Annotated in this window: 23 protein-coding genes; 17 read left to right on the top strand and 6 right to left on the bottom strand. The window is 65.7% G+C overall.

The features are described from left to right. Positions 1-12: 12 nt before the first annotated feature. On the bottom strand, positions 13-1,368 hold the full coding sequence (locus XH79_RS33485; protein ID WP_271584445.1) for a 3-carboxy-cis,cis-muconate cycloisomerase: 1,356 nt from the start codon (positions 1,366-1,368) through the stop codon (positions 13-15). Between the two features lie 170 nt (positions 1,369-1,538). Between XH79_RS33485 and XH79_RS33490 the strand changes: the two genes are divergently transcribed. The 11 genes from XH79_RS33490 to adhP all read left to right on the top strand — a co-directional run bounded on the left by XH79_RS33490 (position 1,539) and on the right by adhP (position 10,725). After that, positions 1,539-1,985: an SRPBCC family protein gene (locus tag XH79_RS33490; protein WP_271584446.1), complete on the top strand. Its 447-nt coding sequence runs from the start codon at positions 1,539-1,541 to the stop codon at positions 1,983-1,985. Positions 1,986-2,134: 149 nt separating this feature from the next. Beyond that, positions 2,135-2,620, top strand: a complete 486-nt coding sequence (locus XH79_RS33495) for a (2Fe-2S)-binding protein (RefSeq protein WP_008137528.1) — start codon at positions 2,135-2,137, stop codon at positions 2,618-2,620. Between the two features lie 27 nt (positions 2,621-2,647). Then, entirely contained in the window at positions 2,648-3,454 is an 807-nt protein-coding gene (locus tag XH79_RS33500; RefSeq protein ID WP_271584447.1) for an FAD binding domain-containing protein, read from the top strand. A 63-nt stretch (positions 3,455-3,517) separates the two neighbouring features. After that, entirely contained in the window at positions 3,518-4,456 is a 939-nt protein-coding gene (locus tag XH79_RS33505) for an AAA family ATPase (protein WP_212343212.1), read from the top strand. A 147-nt stretch (positions 4,457-4,603) separates the two neighbouring features. After that, a complete protein-coding gene (locus tag XH79_RS33510; protein WP_271584448.1) occupies positions 4,604-5,806 on the top strand; it encodes a vWA domain-containing protein in 1,203 nt (400 codons plus the stop codon). Positions 5,807-5,816: 10 nt separating this feature from the next. Continuing rightward, a complete protein-coding gene (locus XH79_RS33515) occupies positions 5,817-6,140 on the top strand; it encodes an XdhC family protein (protein ID WP_008564652.1) in 324 nt (107 codons plus the stop codon). Positions 6,141-6,142: 2 nt separating this feature from the next. After that, positions 6,143-6,844, top strand: coding sequence for an XdhC family protein (locus XH79_RS33520; protein ID WP_271584449.1), 702 nt, complete (start codon positions 6,143-6,145; stop codon positions 6,842-6,844). Next, positions 6,841-8,445, top strand: a complete 1,605-nt coding sequence (locus tag XH79_RS33525; protein WP_271584450.1) for a molybdopterin-binding/glycosyltransferase family 2 protein — start codon at positions 6,841-6,843, stop codon at positions 8,443-8,445. Before XH79_RS33520 ends, XH79_RS33525 begins: the two co-directional genes overlap by 4 nt. Before the next feature lie 194 nt (positions 8,446-8,639). Further along, entirely contained in the window at positions 8,640-9,029 is a 390-nt protein-coding gene (locus XH79_RS33530; RefSeq protein WP_212343216.1) for a DUF4189 domain-containing protein, read from the top strand. A gap of 124 nt (positions 9,030-9,153) precedes the next feature. After that, complete coding sequence (locus XH79_RS33535) at positions 9,154-9,564, top strand: DUF2000 family protein (protein ID WP_212343217.1); 411 nt, start codon at positions 9,154-9,156, stop codon at positions 9,562-9,564. Positions 9,565-9,699: 135 nt separating this feature from the next. After that, on the top strand, positions 9,700-10,725 hold the full coding sequence (adhP, locus tag XH79_RS33540) for an alcohol dehydrogenase AdhP (protein WP_271584451.1): 1,026 nt from the start codon (positions 9,700-9,702) through the stop codon (positions 10,723-10,725). 10 nt (positions 10,726-10,735) lie between these two features. On the opposite strand, the gene XH79_RS33545 is transcribed toward adhP, so the two are convergent. The 3 genes from XH79_RS33545 to XH79_RS33555 are packed head-to-tail and all read right to left on the bottom strand — an operon-like array spanning position 10,736 to position 11,955. Continuing rightward, positions 10,736-11,149 carry a GFA family protein gene (locus XH79_RS33545; protein ID WP_271584452.1) on the bottom strand — a complete coding sequence of 138 codons (414 nt, stop codon included), beginning with the start codon at positions 11,147-11,149 and terminating at the stop codon, positions 10,736-10,738. A gap of 12 nt (positions 11,150-11,161) precedes the next feature. Beyond that, positions 11,162-11,623 carry an SRPBCC family protein gene (locus XH79_RS33550; protein ID WP_271584453.1) on the bottom strand — a complete coding sequence of 154 codons (462 nt, stop codon included), beginning with the start codon at positions 11,621-11,623 and terminating at the stop codon, positions 11,162-11,164. Beyond that, on the bottom strand, positions 11,620-11,955 hold the full coding sequence (locus XH79_RS33555) for an ArsR/SmtB family transcription factor (RefSeq protein ID WP_212343221.1): 336 nt from the start codon (positions 11,953-11,955) through the stop codon (positions 11,620-11,622). Before XH79_RS33555 ends, XH79_RS33550 begins: the two co-directional genes overlap by 4 nt. 109 nt (positions 11,956-12,064) lie before the next feature. On the opposite strand from XH79_RS33555, the gene XH79_RS33560 reads away from it, so the two are divergent. The 6 genes from XH79_RS33560 (at position 12,065) to XH79_RS33585 (ending at position 18,441) form a co-directional block, all read left to right on the top strand. Next, positions 12,065-12,754 (top strand): TetR/AcrR family transcriptional regulator, encoded by a 690-nt coding sequence (locus XH79_RS33560; RefSeq protein WP_212343222.1) that lies wholly within the window; start codon positions 12,065-12,067, stop codon positions 12,752-12,754. Further along, on the top strand, positions 12,751-13,539 hold the full coding sequence (locus XH79_RS33565) for an HlyD family secretion protein (protein ID WP_212343223.1): 789 nt from the start codon (positions 12,751-12,753) through the stop codon (positions 13,537-13,539). Before XH79_RS33560 ends, XH79_RS33565 begins: the two co-directional genes overlap by 4 nt. Beyond that, positions 13,536-14,468, top strand: coding sequence for an ABC transporter ATP-binding protein (locus tag XH79_RS33570; RefSeq protein WP_212343224.1), 933 nt, complete (start codon positions 13,536-13,538; stop codon positions 14,466-14,468). Before XH79_RS33565 ends, XH79_RS33570 begins: the two co-directional genes overlap by 4 nt. Then, positions 14,465-15,628, top strand: a complete 1,164-nt coding sequence (locus XH79_RS33575) for an ABC transporter permease (RefSeq protein ID WP_212343225.1) — start codon at positions 14,465-14,467, stop codon at positions 15,626-15,628. Before XH79_RS33570 ends, XH79_RS33575 begins: the two co-directional genes overlap by 4 nt. Before the next feature lie 31 nt (positions 15,629-15,659). Then, entirely contained in the window at positions 15,660-16,967 is a 1,308-nt protein-coding gene (locus tag XH79_RS33580) for an adenylate/guanylate cyclase domain-containing protein (RefSeq protein WP_271584751.1), read from the top strand. Positions 16,968-17,526: 559 nt separating this feature from the next. Then, a complete protein-coding gene (locus XH79_RS33585; RefSeq protein ID WP_271584454.1) occupies positions 17,527-18,441 on the top strand; it encodes a PhzF family phenazine biosynthesis protein in 915 nt (304 codons plus the stop codon). Between the two features lie 132 nt (positions 18,442-18,573). Here the strand turns inward: XH79_RS33585 and XH79_RS33590 are convergent, their stop codons facing one another. After that, positions 18,574-19,035: a DUF488 domain-containing protein gene (locus tag XH79_RS33590; RefSeq protein ID WP_211408933.1), complete on the bottom strand. Its 462-nt coding sequence runs from the start codon at positions 19,033-19,035 to the stop codon at positions 18,574-18,576. Between the two features lie 9 nt (positions 19,036-19,044). Next, entirely contained in the window at positions 19,045-19,881 is an 837-nt protein-coding gene (locus XH79_RS33595) for a DUF72 domain-containing protein (RefSeq protein WP_271584455.1), read from the bottom strand. Positions 19,882-19,968: the final 87 nt, after the last annotated feature.

Here is a 19,968-nt window from a genome sequence, read left to right on the forward strand (position 1 = left end):
GGCGTCTCCGTTTTATTCGCGATCGAGGCTGTCGAGCAGCCGGTCGATCAGAGCTTGCGACGCCCCTTGATAGGCCATCGGCTCGAACAATGCCGCAATTTTTTCCGGAGCGAGATGCGCGGTGACCTGCGAATCGGCTGACAGTACCTCGCGCAGATGCTTCTTCTCTGCGACCGCGCGCTTGCTCGCGGCCTCGATCAGGTGGTGCGCGTCGCTCTTGCCGATCTTGTCTGCCAACGCGAAGGTGACGGCCTCGGCCATGATCAGCCCGTGCGTCGCATCGAGATTGCTGCGCATCCGCGCGGCATCGACGTCGAGGCCCTCGGCGATGTCGACGATCGCCGCGAGCGCGCCGGAGGCGACCAGCATCAATTGCGGCAGCGTCGGCCATTCCGCATGCCAGGGTCCGGCGCTGCGCTCATGGTCCTGCACCTGCGCGGCCAAAATCGTGGCAGTGAGCTGCGGCGCCATGGTGGCTGCGCCGAGCGCGCTTGCGGCGGCGACCGGGTTGCGCTTGTGCGGCATGGTCGAGGAGCCGCCGCGACCTTCGCCGGCGGGCTCGAAGGCTTCGCCGACATCGGTCTGCATCAGCAGCGAGACGTCGCGCGCGATCTTGCCGCAGCTGCCAGCGAGAATCGCAAAAGCCGATGCAGCTTCCGCGATGCGGTCGCGATGGGTGTGCCAGGGCGCTTCCGGCAGCGGCAGATTTAATTCCCGCGCCAATCGTTCCGCAACGACGAGCCCGTTGTCACCGAGGGCGGCGAGCGTGCCGGCGGCGCCGCCGAATTGCAGTGCCAGGCCCTCGCGACGGAGCCGCCTGAGGCGACAGCGGGCGCGGGCAAGGCTTGACGCGTACTCCGCCGCCTTGAGCCCGAACGGCATCGGCAGCGCGTGCTGGAGCCAGGTCCGCGCCACCATGGCGGTGTTGCGATGGGCGCGGGCGAGCGCCGCAAAACCCTTGATGGCGCGGCTGAGGTCGGCATCGAGTGCATCGATGCCGGCGCGAAGGGTGAGCATGGTCGCGGTGTCGATGACGTCCTGGCTGGTCGCGCCCCAATGCACGTAGCGCGCGGCCTCCGCATCGGCTTTCGCGACATTGGCGGTCAGCACCTTGACCAGGGGAATCGCGAGATTGCCGGATCGCGTCGCGGCGTCGGCGAGGGCCGCGATGTCGAAGGAGGAGGCCTTGCAGGCAGCTTCGATCGGGCCGACCGCCGCCTGTGGAATCACACCCGTGGCGGCCTCGGCCCGTGCCAGCGCTGCCTCGAAATCGAGCATGTTCTGCAGGGTCGACTGGTCGTCGCAGACGGCGCGCATGGCCGAGCTGGACAGCATCGGCGCGAGCAGGGGGGAGAGGGATGTGCTCATATCGTGCGGGACCTAACCATCATGGGCCGGCTCTGCCAATCCAAATCCTCTCACGCAAGCTTTTTGCAGTTGCGAATATGCATTGCACGTGACCGGAGCCGCTCTTTCCTTTGCGGCGTCCGTGCGTTACTTGAGCAATATTGTTCTGACGCGATCTCGGGAGGCACCCCATGGCCATGACGATGAACGGCGAAGTCCAGCTCGCAGCGCCGCGCGAGGCCGTGTGGGCCAAGCTCAACGATCCCGAGGTGCTGAAGGCCTGCATCCCCGGCTGCGAGGAGCTGGAGAAGACCGAGGACGGCGGCTTCCGTGCGACGGCAAAAATGAAGGTCGGGCCGGTGTCGGCACGCTTCAAGGGCAAGGTGATGCTCTCGGATCTCGACCCGCCGAACGGCTACAAGATCTCAGGTGAAGGCGAGGGCGGGGTGGCCGGCTTCGCCAAGGGCGGGGCGGCGGTCAGGCTCGCGGAGAAGGACGGCGGCACGCTGCTCTCCTACGATGTCGAGGCGCAGATCGGCGGCAAGTTGGCGCAGCTCGGACAGCGCCTGATCAACGGCACCGCGAAGAAGCTGGCCGACGAGTTTTTCGCGAACTTCGCCAAAGCTGTACAGGGCTAGCGGTACAGGGCTGAAACCTATCGCCTTTCGGCATGGCGCCTTGCGTCCGGGGTGATGTTGCCCCAGGGGACAATGGCCCATATGATGGGTTGGAATAATTATAAGAACCGCTTCGACGGGACCCGTCGGGGCGCTGATAGAGAGTGCTTATGGCAAAAATCTCCCTCATCGTGAACGGCAATCCTGTCACGGCCAACGTCGATCCCCGCACGCTTCTGGTGCAGTTCCTGCGCGAGAATCTGCGCCTGACCGGCACCCATGTCGGCTGCGACACCTCGCAGTGCGGCGCCTGCGTCGTGCATCTCGACGGCAAGGCCGTGAAGTCCTGCACCACGCTTGCCGTGATGGCCGACGGTCACGAGGTCAAGACGATCGAGGGACTGGCCGCCGACGGCGCACCGCTGCATCCGATGCAGGAAGCCTTCCGCGAGCACCATGGCCTGCAGTGCGGCTTCTGCACGCCGGGCATGATCATGACCGCGATCGACATCGTGCACCGCAAGGGCAACGAGCTCGACGATCACACCATCCGCGAGGAGCTGGAAGGCAATCTCTGCCGCTGCACCGGCTACCAGAACATCGTCGCCTCGATCTCCGCCGGCGCCAAGGCGATGGCGAAATCCGATCTCGCGTAACGCGCATCCCGCGATCAGGACATTCAGATGTACGAATTCAAATATCATCGCCCGGGCACCGTGCGCCAGGCGGCCAACCTCCTGGTGAAGAACGAGGACGCCAAGGTGATCGCCGGCGGCCACACGCTGATTCCCGTCATGAAGCAGCGCCTCGCAAGCCCGCCGCATCTGGTCGACCTCTCCCACATCGAGGGGCTCAACACGATCGACATGAAGGGCCGTTCGCTGGTGATCGGCGCCACCGCCAAGCACGCGGAGGTCGCGACCTCCGCGGTCGTCGGTGAGGCGATCCCGGCGCTGGCAAGCCTTGCCGGCGGGATCGGCGATCCCGCCGTGCGCCACCGGGGCACGATCGGCGGCTCGCTCGCCAACAACGATCCGACCGCGGACTATCCGGCTGCGGTGCTCGCGCTGGGCGCCACCATCGTCACCAACAAGCGCCGCCTCAAGGCCGAGGAGTATTTCCAGGGCCTGTTCACGACCGCGCTGGAAGCCGACGAGATCATCACCAAGGTGATGTTCCCGCTGCCGAAGAAGGCCGCCTATATCAAGTTTCGCAACCAAGCCTCGCGCTACGCGCTGGTCGGCGTGTTCGTGGCGCGCCGTCCGTCGGACGTGCGGGTCGCCGTCACCGGCGCCGGGTCCGAAGGCGTGTTCCGTGTCACCGCGTTCGAGGAGGCACTGAAGAAGCGCTTCGCGTCGAAGGCGATCGAGGGCATCGAGGTGCCGGCGGAAGGCCTCAACAGCGACATCCACGGCAGCGCCGAATACCGCGCCCATCTGATCGGGGTGCTGACGCGCCGTGCCCTCGATGCCGCCAACGCCAAGGAGTGAGGTGACCTCACTCCCCGGCACAAGACTTGCCCCGTGTGAGGGCAGAAACGAGACTGGCCTTTCATGACTTCAGCGGCCAATACTTCCGGTGCCAATACTTCAGCTGTATTGCCGGCATCGGTCGATGCGATGCTCGAACTCTTGACCTCGCGCGGCTACCTGGCCGAGCGGTCGCTGGCGACGGTGACCTATCTGTCGCTGCGGATGGGCCGGCCGCTGTTCCTGGAGGGCGAGGCCGGCGTCGGCAAGACCGAAATCGCGAAGGTGCTGTCGGCAGCGCTGGGGCGGAAGCTGATCCGCCTGCAGTGCTACGAGGGCCTCGACGTCTCCTCCGCGGTCTACGAGTGGAACAGCGCGGCGCAGATGATCGCGATCCGGATGGCGGAAGCCGCCGGCGACACCGATCGCGATCAACTCTCGAGCGACATCTTCGCCGACCGCTACATGATCAAGCGGCCGCTGCTGCAGGCGCTGGAGCCCGACGTTGCCGGCCCGCCGGTGCTCCTGATCGACGAGCTCGACCGCGCCGACGAGGCGTTCGAGGCCTACCTGCTCGAGATCCTCAGTGACTTCCAGGTGACCATCCCCGAATTCGGCACCGTGAAGGCGCCGCATCCGCCGATCGTCATCATCACCTCCAACCGCACCCGCGAGATCCACGACGCGCTGAAGCGGCGCTGTCTCTATCACTGGGTCGATTATCCCGCCGCCGAGCGCGAGCTTGCCATCGTCAAGACGCGCGTGCCCGGCATCTCCGCGAAGCTGTCGCAGCAGGTCGTGCGTTTCGTGCAGGCGCTGCGCAACCAGGACTTCTACAAGTCGCCTGGTGTCGCCGAGACCATCGACTGGGCCACCGCGCTGTCGGAGTTAGATGCCCGCTCGCTGACGCCGCAAGTGGTCGGCGACACGCTGGGCGCGCTGCTCAAGTACCAGGACGACATCACCCGCATGCAGGGCGATGCCTTGCAGAAGGTGCTGAAGGAAGCGACGAGCGAGAATTGACGCGCGTCAGTTGAGCTTGTCATTCCGGGGCGCGCGTCAGCGCGAACTCTGGTGCGCAATTGCGCACCTGAGAATCTCGCGCCACAATCTCTGGATTCCGGGTTCGTCGCTTCGCGACGCCCCGGAATGACGGAGCGAGGATAGACCATGGCCATCAACCACCTTGCCCCCGAGCAGACCGAGCAGTTCGCCGACAACATCGTCGGCTTCGCCCGCGCGCTGCGCTCCGCCGGCATGCCGGTGGGACCAGGGGCCGTCATCGATGCCATGAGCGCGCTGCAGGTGATCGACATCGGCAACCGCTCCGACGTCTTCACCACGCTGGAGGCGATCTTCGTCAAGCGCCATGAGCATGCGCTGATCTTCAAGCAGGCCTTCAATCTGTTCTTCCGCGCCTCGGAGGAATGGAAGCACATGCTGGATTCGGTGCCGCTGCCGGAGCAGGCCAAGAAGAAGCCGCAGGCCGGCGCCCGCCGCGTCCAGGAGGCGATGTCGCAGCCGCGCATGACCGAGACGCCGCAGCATCAGGAGCAGGATCTGCGCCTGTCGGTGTCCGACAAGGAAATCCTTCAGAAGAAGGATTTTGCGCAGATGAGCGCGGCGGAGATCAGCGAGGCGCTCCGCGCCGTCGAGCGGATGCATCTGCCGCAGGCCGAACTCCTGACGCGCCGGCACCGGCCCGATCCGCGGGGCCTGCGCCTCGACCTCCGCCGCACGCTGCGCGCATCCTTGCGCACAGGCGGCGACATCATCGACATCCATCGCCTCGGGCGGATCGAGAAGCCGGCGCCGATCGTCGCGCTGCTCGACATCTCGGGCTCGATGAGCGAGTACACCCGCCTGTTCCTGCATTTCCTGCATGCGATCACGGATGCGCGCAAGCGCGTCTCGGTATTCCTGTTCGGCACGCGCCTCACCAACGTTACCCGCGCGCTCCGCCAGCGCGATCCCGACGAGGCGCTGGCGAGCTGCTCGGCCTCGGTCGAGGACTGGGCCGGCGGCACGCGGATCTCGGCCTCGCTGCACAACTTCAACAAATTGTGGGCGCGGCGGGTGCTGAGCCAGGGCGCCATCGTGCTCCTGATCTCCGACGGGCTGGAGCGGGAGGCCGATTCCAGGCTCGCTTTCGAGATGGACCGGCTGCACCGCTCCTGCCGGCGGCTGATCTGGCTCAACCCGCTGCTGCGGTTCGGCGGCTTCGAGGCCAAGGCCCAGGGCATCAAAATGATGCTCCCGCACGTTGACGAATTCCGCCCGGTACATAATTTGAGTTCGATCCAGGAGCTGATCACCACGCTCTCCCAGCCGCTGCCGCCGCATCACCGCAGCCTGATCCGCTCCGCAGCTTGAGAGGCCAGCCATGCTCGATCGCGACGAGGACATTCTGAAGGCGGCGGAGGACTGGCAGAAGGCCGGCCGTGGCGTCGCGCTCGCCACCGTGGTCGAGACCTGGGGCTCGGCCCCGCGCCCGGCGGGCTCGAGCCTCGTCATCAATGACGAGGGGACGTTCCTGGGCTCCGTCTCCGGCGGCTGCGTCGAGGGCGCCGTGGTCACCGAGGCCATGGACGTGATCGAGAGCGGCAAGCCCAAGATGCTGGAATTCGGCGTCGCCGACGAGACCGCCTGGAATGTCGGGCTGTCCTGCGGCGGCACCATCCGCGTCTTCGTCGAGAAGGTCGGCTAGCCGTGAAGCTCGCGATCCTGCACGAACTCAACGCCGAGCGCGCCGCGCGCCGGCCCGTGATCCTGGTGACCGACACCGAGACCGGCGAGCAGCGCCTGGTGAAGGCGGCGGACTTCGCCAAGGACCCGCTGCGGGCCGAGCTGGAAAAGCAGCTTCGCATGGGCAAGAGCGCCAATGTCGAGGCCGGCGGCAAGAAGCTGTTCCTCAACGTCTACGCACCGACGGCAAAGCTCGTCATCATCGGCGCGGTCCATATCAGCCAGGCTCTGGCGCCGCTGGCGCGCTCGCTCGGCTATGACGTCACCGTCGTCGATCCCCGCACGGCGTTTGCGAGCCCCGAGCGCTTCCCCGACATTCCGCTTGTTGCCGAATGGCCGGATACGGCGCTGCCGCCGCTCAATGTCGACGCCTATACGGCGTTCGTCGCGGTGACGCACGATCCCAAGATCGACGATCCCGCGCTGCTGCACGCCTTCGAGCGCAACTGCTTCTATATCGGTGCGCTCGGCTCGCGGAAGACGCACGCCAAGCGCGGCGACCGGCTGCGGGCGCAGGGCGCCAAGGAAAGCGACATCGCGCGCATCCACGCGCCGATCGGCCTTGCAATCGGCGCGGTCTCGCCGTCCGAGATCGCGGTGTCGATCATGGCCGAGATCACGGCGGTGCTCCGCCTGCCTCCCAAAGAAAAAGAAGAAGCGGCATGAAGTTCGGCCCGGCGAGCCCCAAGGATGCGATCGGCGGGGTGACCGTCCACACCCTGCGCCAGGGACCGCTGGTGCTGAAGAAGGGCACGACGATCGGACCTGCCGAGGTCGAGGCGCTCGAGCGCGCCGGCATCAAGGATATCGTCGTGGTCCGCATGGAGGCGGGCGACGTCTCCGAGGACGTCGCGGCCGCCAGCATTGCGCTTGCCGTCGGCGGTGAGGGCATCCATGTCGAGCGCGCCTTCACCGGCCGCGCCAATCTGTTCGCCGCACAGCCCGGCGTGCTGGTGATCGATCGCGCCGCGGTCGACCGCATCAACAACATCGGCGAGGCCATTACCTTTGCGACGCTCACCGCCTACAAGCCGGTGGTCGAGGGCGAGATGGTCGGCACCGTCAAGATCATCCCGTTCGGTGTCGAGGGGAGCTTGCGCGATGCCGCGGTGAAGGCCGCGGGCAAGGACGTCCTTAAGATCGCGCCTTACGTGATCAAACGCGTCGGCGTGGTCTCGACGCTGCTGCCGGGCCTGTCGTCCAAGGTGGTCGACAAGACCCTGCGCGTCACCGCCGAGCGCCTTGCGCCAGCCGGCGCAAGCATCATCGCCGAGCGGCGGGTCCAGCACGACGAGCGCGCACTGTCGGCCGCGATCAAGGAATTGCTCGCGCTCGGCGCCGAGCTCGTCATCGTGTTCGGGGCGTCCGCGATCGCCGACCGCCGCGACGTGATCCCGGCGGCCGTCACCGGGATCGGCGGCGAGATCGAGCATTTCGGCATGCCGGTCGATCCCGGCAATCTCCTGCTGATCGCCCGGGCCGGCAATGTGCCGGTGCTGGGCGCACCGGGCTGCGCGCGCTCGCCGGTCGAGAACGGGTTCGACTGGGTCCTGATGCGGCTCCTCGCCGGCATCAAGGTGACGCGGTCCGAGCTGATGGGCATGGGCGTCGGTGGCCTCTTGATGGAGATCGTGACGCGTCCGCAGCCGCGCGCCCAGCCGGAGACCGAGGGCAACAGCCAGGTCGCAGCCATCGTGCTCGCGGCCGGCCGTTCCACGCGCATGGGCGGGCCGAACAAGCTGCTCGCCGAACTCGACGGCAAGAAGCTGGTGCGGATCGCGGCCGAGCAGGCGCTCGCCTCGAAAGCATCCGAGGTGATCGTCGTCACCGGCCATCAGACCGAGCTGGTCGAGCAGGCGCTGCAAGGCCTGAAGGTGAAGTTCGTCAGGAATCCGGATTTCGCCGGCGGCATTGCCAGCTCGGTCAAGGCCGGGATCGCGGCCGTACCGGAGACCTGCGACGGCGCCCTGGTTTGCCTCGGCGACATGCCGCTGATCGACGCCGGCCTGATCGACCGCCTGATCGACAGTTTTGCTCCGGACCGCGGCAATCTCATCGTCGTGCCCGTCAGCGAAGGCCGCCGCGGCAACCCCGTGCTGTGGTCGCGCCGCTTCTTCAAGGAGTTGATGACGCTCGACGGCGACGTCGGCGCGCGGCACTTGATCGCCAAGCACACCGAGGCCGTCGCCGAAGTGCCGGTCGACGGCGAGAGCGCCTTCCTCGACATCGACACGCCGCAGGCGCTGGAAGCGGCACGAGGGGGATGAAGGTGCGTAGGGTGGGTTAGCCGAAGGCGTAACCCACCATGCTTCCCCTTGCTCAGCCAAGTTGGTGGATTACGCTTCGCTAATCCACCCTACGGCACCTTCCAAACCCGCCGATTTCAACCACCCGTTCACCATCTGGAAACGACCGCCGCTTAGAGTTGCCGCCACCTGCCTTGGGGGTGAGGGGTTTTTCCATGGCTTCGAACGTCGTCGCGCGCCGTTGCGCGATGTTTTTCTTTGCGCTCTCGGTCTGTGTTGCCGGCGCCCGCCACATCACGCATGCGCATGCCGCCGGCGCCATTGCAGTCGGCAAATGCGGTGCCTATGGCCAGGCCTTTGACTACGGCGCCGAGCACGAAGCCCGCGCCGCCGCGCAAAAGCAGTGCAAGGGCGATTGCACCACCGTGACGATGAAGCGCGCCTGTGCTGCGATGTCGGTCGATATGACAAACCCATGCGGCGCCTATGGCTATGCCGTCAAGCCGAAGATCTCCGCCTCGCTCAACGCCGCCACGCGCGAATGCTACAAATATGGCGGCAAGGAATGTGTGATCCGCGCCTGGGCCTGCGACGCCAAGGGCTGATTCTTGTATTGTCATTCCGGGGCGCGCGGAAGCGCGAACCCGGAATCTCGAGATTCTCAGGTGCGCAATTGCGCATCTTAGTTCGATGCTGCGCCTCGCCCCGGAATGACAATCGAGGAAACACATGCAGTTCGACACCAAGATCGCCGTCGTGATCCGCACCGATCTTCAGGCATGGCAGAAGCTCAACGTTGCGGCTTTTCTCACCAGCGGCATTGCGGCTGCGTTTCCCGAATGCATCGGCGAGCCCTATGAGGACGCCTCGGGCACGGCATATCACGCGCTGATCGGTCAGCCGATCCTGATCTACGGCGCCGATGGCCCGGCCTTGTCGCGCGCACTCGACCGCGCGCTGACGCGCAACGTGAAGCCTGCCGTCTACACCGAGGACATGTTCAGGACCACGCATGATGCCGCCAACCGCGAGGCGGTGAGGGCGGTTGCGCGTGCCGATCTCAATCTCGTCGGCATCGCGATGCGCGCCGAGCGCAAGGTGATCGACAAGATCGTCGATGGCTTGAAGTTCCATAGCTGACGCGGCGTCCAGCTATCCGTCACGACACTGTCATCATGATATCCGTGGCGCATAAATTTGCGCCGTTTGACTCCAATCAAGGGCGCGCCGCGCGGTATCGCTAGTCTGCTCCAAACGTTGCAACGGAGCAGACCCATGCCGACCATGAAAGCCGCAGTCGTCAGACAATTCGGCAAGCCGCTGGTGATCGAGGACGTACCGGTGCCGCAGCCCGGACCCGGCGAGGTCCTGGTCAAGGTGAAGGCTTGTGGTGTCTGCCACACCGATCTGCACGCGGCGTCCGGCGACTGGCCGGTGAAGCCGGTTCCGCCCTTCATCCCCGGCCACGAAGCGGCCGGCGTCGTCGCGGCGCTCGGACCCGGTGTGAAGAATCTGAAGGTCGGCGATGCCGTCGGCGTCGCCTGGCTGCACGATGCCTGCATGTCGTGCGAATATTGCGAGACCGGCTGGGAGACTCTGTGCGAGCACCAGCACAACACCGGCTACAGCGTGAACGGCGGCTTCGCCGAATATGTCATCGCCTCCGCCGCCTTTGCCGCCAAGCTGCCGGCGACGATCGATTTCGCCGGCGTCGCGCCGATCCTCTGCGCGGGCGTCACCACCTACAAGGGCTTGAAGGAGACCGAAGCGAAGCCCGGCGAGTGGGTCGTGATCTCGGGCGTCGGCGGGCTTGGCCATGTCGCGGTGCAGTACGCCAAGGCGATGGGACTCAAAGTCGCCGCGGTCGACATCGCCGAGGACAAACTCGCGCTCGCCCGCGAGACCGGCGCCGATCTCGCGGTCAACGCGCTTGCGGCCGATGCGGTGGACAAGGTGCTGGCAGCAACCGGAGGAGGGGCGCATGGCGTGCTGGTAACGGCGGTCTCGACCGCAGCTTTTGCGCAGGCGCTGAAGATGGTCCGGCGGAAGGGCACCGTCAGCCTCGTCGGCCTGCCGCCGGGCGAATTCCCGACGCCGATCTTCGACGTCGTGCTCAAGCGCATCACTGTGCGCGGATCCATCGTCGGCACCCGCCGCGACCTCGACGAAGCCATTGGCTTCGCCGCCGACGGCAAGGTCAAGGCCGAGGTGACGAAGGTGCCGCTCACCGAGATCAACAACGTCTTCGAGCGGATGAAGGCCGGCAAGATCGACGGCCGCATGGTGCTGGATTTTGGCTAGCGCCGGGACCTTACGCCGGCGGCATGCCTTCGAACTTCGGCAAGCTGGGATCGAGCTGATCCCAGCCATGCCCGCGCGCTCCGTAGGTCACCGCCTGCGGCTTGTAGCGCGCGGGCTCGTCGAGGCTCGCGGCGCGGATGGTGAAGATGTCGGGCATGGCGGCGAAGGTCATGTAGACCGGCAGGCCGCACTGCGGACAGAAGCCGCGCGTCTTCACGTTGCCGCTGTCGCCGACCATGTCCCAATGCTTCGCCTCGCCGCTCAGCGTGACGCCGGCGCGCGCGAAGGTCGCGTAAGAGCCGTGGCCGCTGCCGCTTTCCCGCTGGCAGTCCCGGCATTGGCAGTGATTGCTGAACAGCGGCTCACCGACAATCGAATAGCGGATCGCGCCGCAGGCGCAGCCGCCGGTATAGGGCTTGTCCATCGCGATATCTCCTCACTCTTCGCCGCTGATCTCGTCGAGCTGACGGACGACCTTCTTCCAGCCGCCGCTCATCACCGTGTAGGCCGACTCGTTCCTGGGCAGGACGAAACCCGCATGAACCAGGCGGATCCGCGTGCCGGCTTCGACCGGGGTGAGGGACCAGGTCACCACGGTGTCGAGCGGCGCGCCGTAGCCGGTGTTGCGCGCATCGCCGCCCTTCCAGGCGTAGACGAGGCGCCTGAAAGCCACGACCTCGAGAACCCGGCAATGAATGACGCCGTCCCAGTTGCCGCCCGGTTTGGTCTGGAACGTGAAGGCGTTGCCTTCGACGGCTTCAAAGCCGGTCGGCTGCATCAGCCAGCGCGCGATCAGCTGCGCGCTGGTCAGCGCCTTCCAGATCGTCTCGGCCGTGTGAGGGAAGACCTCGTCGATGACGATGTCTTTTGTTTCGGCTTGCAACGCGGCTGCACTCACGGGTCGATCTCCTTCAAGAGGTCACGTAGGTTCTGGAAGCGCTCGCGCCAGAAGACGCCGTAATGATCCATCCAGGTCACCAGAGGTTCGAGTCCCTGCGGTGCGGCGCGGTAGTAGACGTTGCGGCCTTCGGCACGCTCGGCGACGAGGCCGGCCTGCTTCAGCGACTTCAGGTGCTGCGAGACGGCTCCTTGCGTGACGCCGCTGCCGCGCGTCAGCTCGGCGACGCTGATCTCCTTGCTCTCGAACACACGCTCGAACACGGCACGCCGGGTCGGATCGGCGAGGGCGCGCATGACGGTGGTGACGGGGTTTGGCGCGGCTTCAATCATGCAATTCAATTAGCATTGGCTAATGCATTAGTCAACGCTAATTCATTTGGCTCGAATAGGACTGCTTCGCTGTCTTGACTATGACTGACCAGTCAGTCATATATTACAAATGACCAAGAAGCCGACCCAAGCTGCCTTGCCGACCGCAACCCGCGCCAGCGCGAAGGGCCCTGCTGGCAGCGTGGAGGCGCCCGCCTCGAACCGCGCCACGCGCGCGGCGGAGCGGCGTGCGGCGATCGTGGAGGCGGCGATGGAGGAATTCATCGCGCGCGGCTTTGCCGCGACCAGGCTCGATGACATCGCCAAGCGTGCGGGCGTGGCGAAAGGCACGATCTACCTGCACTTCAAGGACAAGGAATCGATGTTCGAGGAGCTGGTGCGCATCGTCATCGTGCCTGTCGTGGCGCGGCTGACCACACTGCCGCCTCCGGCGGGCTCGGTGCGCGACCTGATCGAGGCCTTCGCCGGCAACTTCCTGAAGGAGGTGATCGGCACGAAGCGCGGCGATCTCGTGCGCCTGATCGTGGCGGAGGGGCCGCGTTTTCCCTCGGTCGCCGACTTCTACTACCGCGAGGTGGTCTCGCGCGGGATCGCCGCCATGCGCGCGCTGATCGAGCTCGGCATTGCCCGCGGCGAGATCCGCGAAAAGGATCTCGCGCGCTATCCGCAGATCCTGGTCGCGCCCGCGATGATCGCGGTGATCTGGCAGAGCCTGTTTGCGCGGCATGCGCCGCTCGATGCGCAGGACATGCTGCGCGTTCATCTTGATTTGATTTTTGGCGAACGGAGGACGACATGATGTCGTCGCGGGTATTTTCTGCATTTGCATTGGCGCTCGTGCTCGCAACCGGCCTTGCCGGATGCAAGGAGAAGCGCGATCCCGGTTTCCAGGGCTGGGTCGAGGCCGACATGATCTATGTCAGCCCCGATGAAGCGGGCCGGGTGACGAAGCTTGGCGTGCGCGAGGGCGACGAGGTCAAGGTCGGCGATCAGCTCTATTCCGTCGACGATGATCTCCAGCTCGCCGATCTCAACCAGAACAAGGCCACGCTGGCGAATGCGCAGCAGACCTATGATCGTGCGGCCTCGCTGAACAAGACCGGCTCCGGCACCCAGGCCAATCTCGACTCGGCCGTCTCCGCCCTGCGCGTGGCCGAAGCGCGAGTGGCGACCTCGGAGACGCGGATGGCCCGGCGCAAGGGCTTTGCGCCGGTGGCCGGCACCATCCAGCAAATCTATTTCCGCGAGGGCGAGATGGTGGCGGCGCAGCGGCCGGTGCTCTCGATCATGCCGCCCGGCAACATGAAGCTGCGCTTCTTCGTGCCGGAGACCGAGCTGCCGAAGCTTGCCATCGGCGACACGGTGCGGATCGCCTGCGACAATTGCGCGGCCGATCTCACCGCGAAGATCTACTTCATCGCGACCTCGGCAGAATACACCCCGCCTGTCATCTACAGCCTCGAGGAGCGCAACAAGCTCGTCTATCTCATCCAGGCGCGGCCCTCGCGTCCCGACGCTCTTCGCGTCGGGCAGCCGATCGACGTCTACCTCAATCCCAAGACACCCATGGCGGACAAGCGATGAACGGCGGCAACGGCATCGCGATCGACGTCAAGGGCCTGTCCAAGTCGTTCGGCGGCCGCGAGGTCGTGCACGATCTGTCGATGCAGGTGAAGCGCGGCTCGATCTACGGCTTCCTCGGGCCGAACGGCTCGGGCAAGACCACCACCATCCGTATCCTCTGCGGCCTGCTCACGCCCGACAGCGGCGAGGGCACCTGCCTCGGCTACGACATCCGGCGCGATGCCGAGAAGATCAAGCGCCAGGTCGGCTACATGACCCAGCGCTTCAGCCTGTACCAGGACCTGTCGGTGCGCGAGAATCTCGAATTCGTCGCACGGCTCTACGGCCTCACCGACGCCCGCGGCGCCGCACGCGACATGATCAAGCGGCTCGGGCTGTCGGGGCGCGAGGAGCAGCTTGCGGGTGAGCTCTCCGGCGGCTGGAAGCAGCGGCTGGCGCTCGGGGCCTGCACGCTGCCGAGCCCAAAGCTGCTGCTGCTGGACGAGCCGACGGCGGGCGTCGATCCCAAGGCGCGGCGCGATTTCTGGAACGAGATCCATGCGCTCGCGGCCGACGGCCTCACCGTGCTGGTCTCGACCCACTACATGGACGAAGCCGAGCGATGTCACGAGATCGCGTATATCGCCTACGGCCATCTGCTGGCGCACGGCACGGTGGAGGAGGTGATCGCGAAGTCGGCGCTCACGACCTACACCGTCACGGGCGAGGACCTGAACGGGCTCACGGCCGCGCTCACCGGCAAGCCGGGCGTGGACATGGTGGCCCCGTTCGGGACCTCGCTGCACGTCTCCGGGCGCGACGTTGCCGCGTTAGAGGCCAGCATCGCGCCGTGGCGCGACAAGAGCGGCCTGCACTGGCATAAATCGTCGCCGTCGCTCGAGGACGTCTTCATCGAGCTGATGAGCCGCTCCAGGGACAATTTCCAATGAGCGCAGCCGATCAAACCGCCCCAACGCACGAGATCCGCGAACGCTTCGGCTTCTGGAAGCGCTCCTACGCGATGCTGATCAAGGAGTTCATCCAGCTGAGGCGCGACCGCGTCTCGTTTGCGATGATCGTGATGCTGCCGGTGATGCAGCTCCTGCTGTTCGGCTACGCCATCAACACCACGCCGCACCGTCTGCCGAGCGCGGTGCTGCTGCAGGAGGATTCCGACCTCGCCCGCTCGATCCTGAAGGCGTTGGAGAATACCGCCTATTTCCGTTTCCTCTACGAGGTGCACGACGTCGACGATTTCGACAATCTCTTGAAATCCGGCAAGGTGCTGTTCGGCGTCGAGATCCCGCGCGGCTTCGAGCGGGCGGTCCGGCGCGGCGACAAGCCGGCGCTGCTGGTCGCGGCCGACGCCACCGATCCGGTTGCGGCGAGCTCGGCGATCGGCTCGCTCGGCATGGTCGTGCAGACCGCACTCAAGCACGATCTCTATATCGGCGATCCCCCGGAGATGCCGTTCGAGATCCGCGCGCATGCCCGCTACAATCCGGCCGCGGCTTCGAGCCTCAACATCGTGCCGGGCCTCGTCGGCACCATCCTCACCATGACCATGCTGATCTTCACCGCGCTCTCGGTCACGCGCGAGGTCGAGCGCGGCACCATGGAGAGCCTGTTGTCGATGCCGATCAAGCCGGTCGAGGTGATGTTCGGCAAGATCATCCCTTACGTGCTGGTCGGCTTCGTGCAGGCCTTCCTGATCATCGGCATCGGCGTCGGCCTGTTCGGCGTGCCCGTGCTCGGCAATCTGTTCCTGCTGGCGCTGCTCTCGACGCTGTTCATCACCACCAATCTGTCGATCGGCTACACCATCTCGACATTGGTGCAGAACCAGCTCCAGGCCATGCAGATGTCGATGATGTTCTTCCTGCCGAGCATCCTGCTCTCCGGCTTCATGTTCCCGTTCGCGGGGATGCCGGCCTGGGCGCAATATGTCGGCGAAGCCCTGCCGCTGACCCACTACCTGCGCATCGTCCGCGCCATCATGCTGAAGGGGGCGACCATGCAGAACCTGCGCTTCGACGCGTTGGCGCTGGCGGCCCTGATGCTGATCGCCATGACCATCGCCGTGACGCGCTTCCGCCGCACGCTGGATTGAGGCAAACTGGCCCCTGAATCGAGGGGGGATGATGGCCAGGTTTGCGAGCAGGAAGACGCGGCAGCATGCCGTTCTGTCGGAGGACGTCGAGCGCGAGCTGACGCGGGAGGTGTTGCGCACCGAGCTGTTGCGGGTGCGGGCGCTGATCATCACCGGCTGCGTCATGATCCTGTTCCTCACCTCGACCTTCCTGATCGACCCTGCTCTCGTCAACCGGGTCTGGCGCGGGACGGAAGGCCTCGTCCGCGAATACATCCTGTTGGGGGGCTTCATCCTGTTCGAGGCCTGGGTCCACAGCCAGATCAGGCGAAACCTCAAGCTCGATCGCGACCTGCCGGTGATCAGGCGCTATATCGGCGCCTTTATCGAAACGTCGCTGCCGACGATCATCCTGATCCTGCAGATCCGCAGCATGGGCGCTGGGCCCGCGCTTGGTTTCGTGCTGCCGCTGGTCTATTTCATTTTCGTCATTCTTTCGACGCTGCGGCTCGATTTCTGGCTGTCCACCTTCACGGGATTCGTGGCTGCGGCCCAACTCCTCGCCGTCGCGCTGTATTACAATTCGGTGAACGACGCAGGCGAACCCCTGGCCTACTTCCACGCCGTGCGTAGCACTGTCATCCTGATCTGCGGCGTGCTTGCGGGCGCCGTCGGTGCGCAGCTCCGCCGCCAGTTTGCCGCGAGCATCGCAGCCGCCACCGCGCGCGACCGCGTGACGAACCTGTTCGGCCAGCATGTGTCCCCGCAAGTGGTGGAGCGGCTGATGGCGACAGGAACCAGCGCAAGCGGCGACGTCCGCCGCGTCGCGGTGATGTTCGTCGATTTTCGCGGCTTCACCGCCGGGGCGCAGTCGCGCACCCCGCAGGAGGTGGTGGATCGGCTCGACGGCGCCTTCGCGGTGCTGGTCGACATCCTCGACCGCCAGGGCGGCATCGTGAACAAGTTTCTGGGCGACGGCTTTCTCGCGCTGTTCGGTGCGCCGCTGGAGGCATCCGACGCCGCGCACCGTGCGGTCGCCGCGGGTCGCGAGATGCTGAGCGCGATGGACCATATCAACGCGGAGACGAGCTGGCCGCTGCGGATCGGCATCGGCATCCATTTCGGCGAGGTCGTCGCCGGCAATATCGGCTCGCCCCGGCGCAAGGAGTACACGGTGATCGGCGACACCGTGAACTTCGCCTCGCGCCTGGAGGCGCTGAACAAGGAGTTCGGCTCGCAGCTCCTGATCTCCGAGTCCGTTCGTGAAGCGCTCGGCGAAGACGCCAGCGATGCCGTCCCGCTCGGCGAGGTCGAGGTGCGCGGCTACGAGCAGAAGGTCGCGGTGTTTCAGCTGGGTTAGCGCGCCTTCACATGTGAGTCGCGCGTCGTTGAAGCGCGGTCGCGCTGGGTTGAAACCGCGTGATGAAATTTCCCTGCTAGCTTTCGGGTCCTGCACTGTGGAAGTCGAAACTTCTCGGCTTTCACTTGTCACCCGGAGAAAGCCAATGACCCGATTGACCCTTGTTGCTGCCGTCCTGATCGCCGCCGCCGCCACCCAGGCTCAGGCCGCATCGGTGCGCCACGCTGCCCCGCCGCACGCCGCTGTGACTCAGGCGGCGACCGACTCCTGCGTCAGGGCTCCGGCAGAGGGTTCGTATGCCTCTGCGCCCTACACGCAGCCCCCCTGCCTGCCGAACACGGGCTACTCGTACGCCTACTAACGATCACGACCGACGATGTCGGGCTGGCGAAATGCGCTAGCCCGGCTTCGCGAATTGCTGCGGCCCGTTAGCTTCCAACACGTCAATGCGATTGCTCCGATTGCACTCAATTTTGGGGCATGACGAGCGATGTTTTCGGCTTGTAGAGTGCTGCGCGATGCGGCCGCTCGTGGCCGCGACTTGCATGGGGAAGTGCAGATGCAGCGCCGCTACATCACCGTCGACGTGTTCACCGACCGCGCCTTCGGCGGCAACCAGCTCGCCGTGGTGCTCGACGCCGGCGGGCTCACGACGCAGCAGATGCAGGCGATCGCCACCGAGTTCAACTATTCCGAGACCACCTTCGTGCTGCCGCCGCGCGACAAGGCCAATGATGCCGAGGTGCGCATCTTCACGCCGGTGAGGGAGATGCCGTTCGCCGGTCACCCCAATGTCGGCACCTCCTTCGTGCTGGCGAGTCTTGCGAAGGAGCCGAAGCCGCGCCTTCTGTTCGAGGAGAAGGCGGGTCTCGTGCCGGTCGACATTTTTCGCGAGCAGGGAAGGGTCATCAGCACCGAGCTGACCGCGCCGCAGCCGCTGTCGCGACTGGCGGAAGTTTCCGCCGCTGACGTTGCGGCCTGCATCTCCCTGACGGCTGATGACATAAGGACCGATCACCATGCGCCACAGGTCGTCGGCGTCGGGACGCCGTTCGTGGTGGCGGAGCTGCATTCGCGCGAGGCGCTAAAGCGGGCGAGGCCCGATGCCGCCGCCTTCGGCAGGGTGCTTCCGCGCGACGGTGCCTTCTCGGTGTGGTTCTATACGCGCGACGTGGCCGCGGCGGAGGCGCCTTGCGATATCCAGGCGCGGATGTTCATGCGCGGCGCCGGTGGCTTCGCCGAGGACCCAGCCACCGGCAGCGCCACAGTTGCCGCCGCCGCGCTGTTCGCCGATCTCGATCCCACGCGCGACGGCGAGCTGAAGCTCACGGTCGGCCAAGGCTTTGACATGGGGCGGCCGAGCCTGCTGCTGACGCGCGTGCGCAAGCAGGACGGCAAGATCGTCTCCGCCCATGTCGGCGGCAGCTGCGTGCAGATGATGGAGGGGACGTTCCGGCTCGCGGGGGAGGGGTAAGCCGTCATTCCGGGGCGCGCGTAGCGCGAGCCCGGAATCCATCTCGCCACGCGTACTGCCGCCTGATGGATTCTCAGGTGCGCAATTGCGCACCGTAGCTCGCGACTTCGTCGCGCCCCGGAATGACGAGACCTACACCTGTCGTCCCGCCAAATTCTTCACCGTCACGCCATCGCGCTCCTCGATGATCTCCGCGATCATCTGGCGGTGGCAATGGGTGTGGTCGCGCTCGTAGCAGAGCAGGCACACCGGGCCGGCCTTCTTCACCAGCGCCGAGAGCTCGTCCATCTCTTCTTTGGCCTGCGGCGTCTTCAGGTGCTTTGAATAGATCTTCTCCAGCACGTCATATTGCCCGCTGCGGGCGGCGAGGCGGCCCTCCTTCGGCGTGCCGAGCGCGGCGAGATGGACATAGGCGATGCCGCGCTCGTCGAGACCTGCGGACAGCTGCTTCTTGGAAAAGCCCGGCCGGCGCGACGACGTCACTGCGCGCACGTCGACGACGAGCTTGACGCCGGCTTCTTCCAGCTCGTCGAGCACCGCCTTGGGCGGCGTCTGCTCATAGCCGATGGTGAACAGCTTCTTCGCCTTTGCCATGAATCATCCTCAGCTCACCCGCGCGATCAGCTCCATGGCGCCGTGCGGTGCGCGGACCTTGCCCTCGTGGATGACATAGGCGAACACGTCGCGCGGCTCCTTCTTCGGCTTTGCCTTGTCAACCTTCGGCAGGTCGTCCGGTTCACCGCCCGAAGCCCAGTCCTTGAAGCGCTCGGCCCAGGCATCGAGCTGCTTCGGCGGATAGCAGGTCTTGATTTCGTCATTGCCCTTCTGCAGCCGGGCATAGACGAAATCGCCGGCGACGTCGGCGATGGCGGGATACTTGCCGTGCTCGGCGAACACCACGGGCGTCTCGAATTCGCGGATCAGCGCAACGAAGTCCGGCGTGCAGAAGCTGTCGTGGCGGACCTCGACCACGTGGCGCAGCGCGCGCCCGTCGAGCTTGCGCGGGAGCAGCTCCAGAAACTTGCCGAAATCGGCGCCGTCGAACTTCTTGGTCGGCGCGAACTGCCACAGCACCGGACCGAGATGGTCGCCGAGTTCCAGCACGCCGGAATCATAGAACCGTTTGATGGAATCACCGGCCTCGGCCAGCACGCGGCGGTTGGTGGCAAAGCGCGGTCCCTTGACCGAGAACACGAAGCCTTGGGGCACCTCGCTCGCCCATTTGCGAAAGCTCTCCGGCTTCTGCGAGCCGTAATAGGTGCCGTTGATCTCGATCGAGGTCAGCTTCGAGGCCGCATAGGACAGCTCCTTCGCCTGCGTCAGCTTCTCAGGATAGAACACGCCGCGCCAGGGCTCGAAGGTCCAGCCGCCGATGCCGATGAAGATGTTGCCGGATTTTTTGGACACGGTTTTTGCTTTGGCCACGGAAGGATCTCGCATCGACGTGGAGGGGAGGGAGGCATCCTAATCAAACCAGTTGTGATTGGCCAGTTGCCGCGTCCCGTCTAAGGTCGCGAAGATCATCTG

It is taken from the genome of Bradyrhizobium sp. CCBAU 45389 (assembly GCF_028128625.1).
GTDB lineage: Bacteria > Pseudomonadota > Alphaproteobacteria > Rhizobiales > Xanthobacteraceae > Bradyrhizobium > Bradyrhizobium liaoningense_B.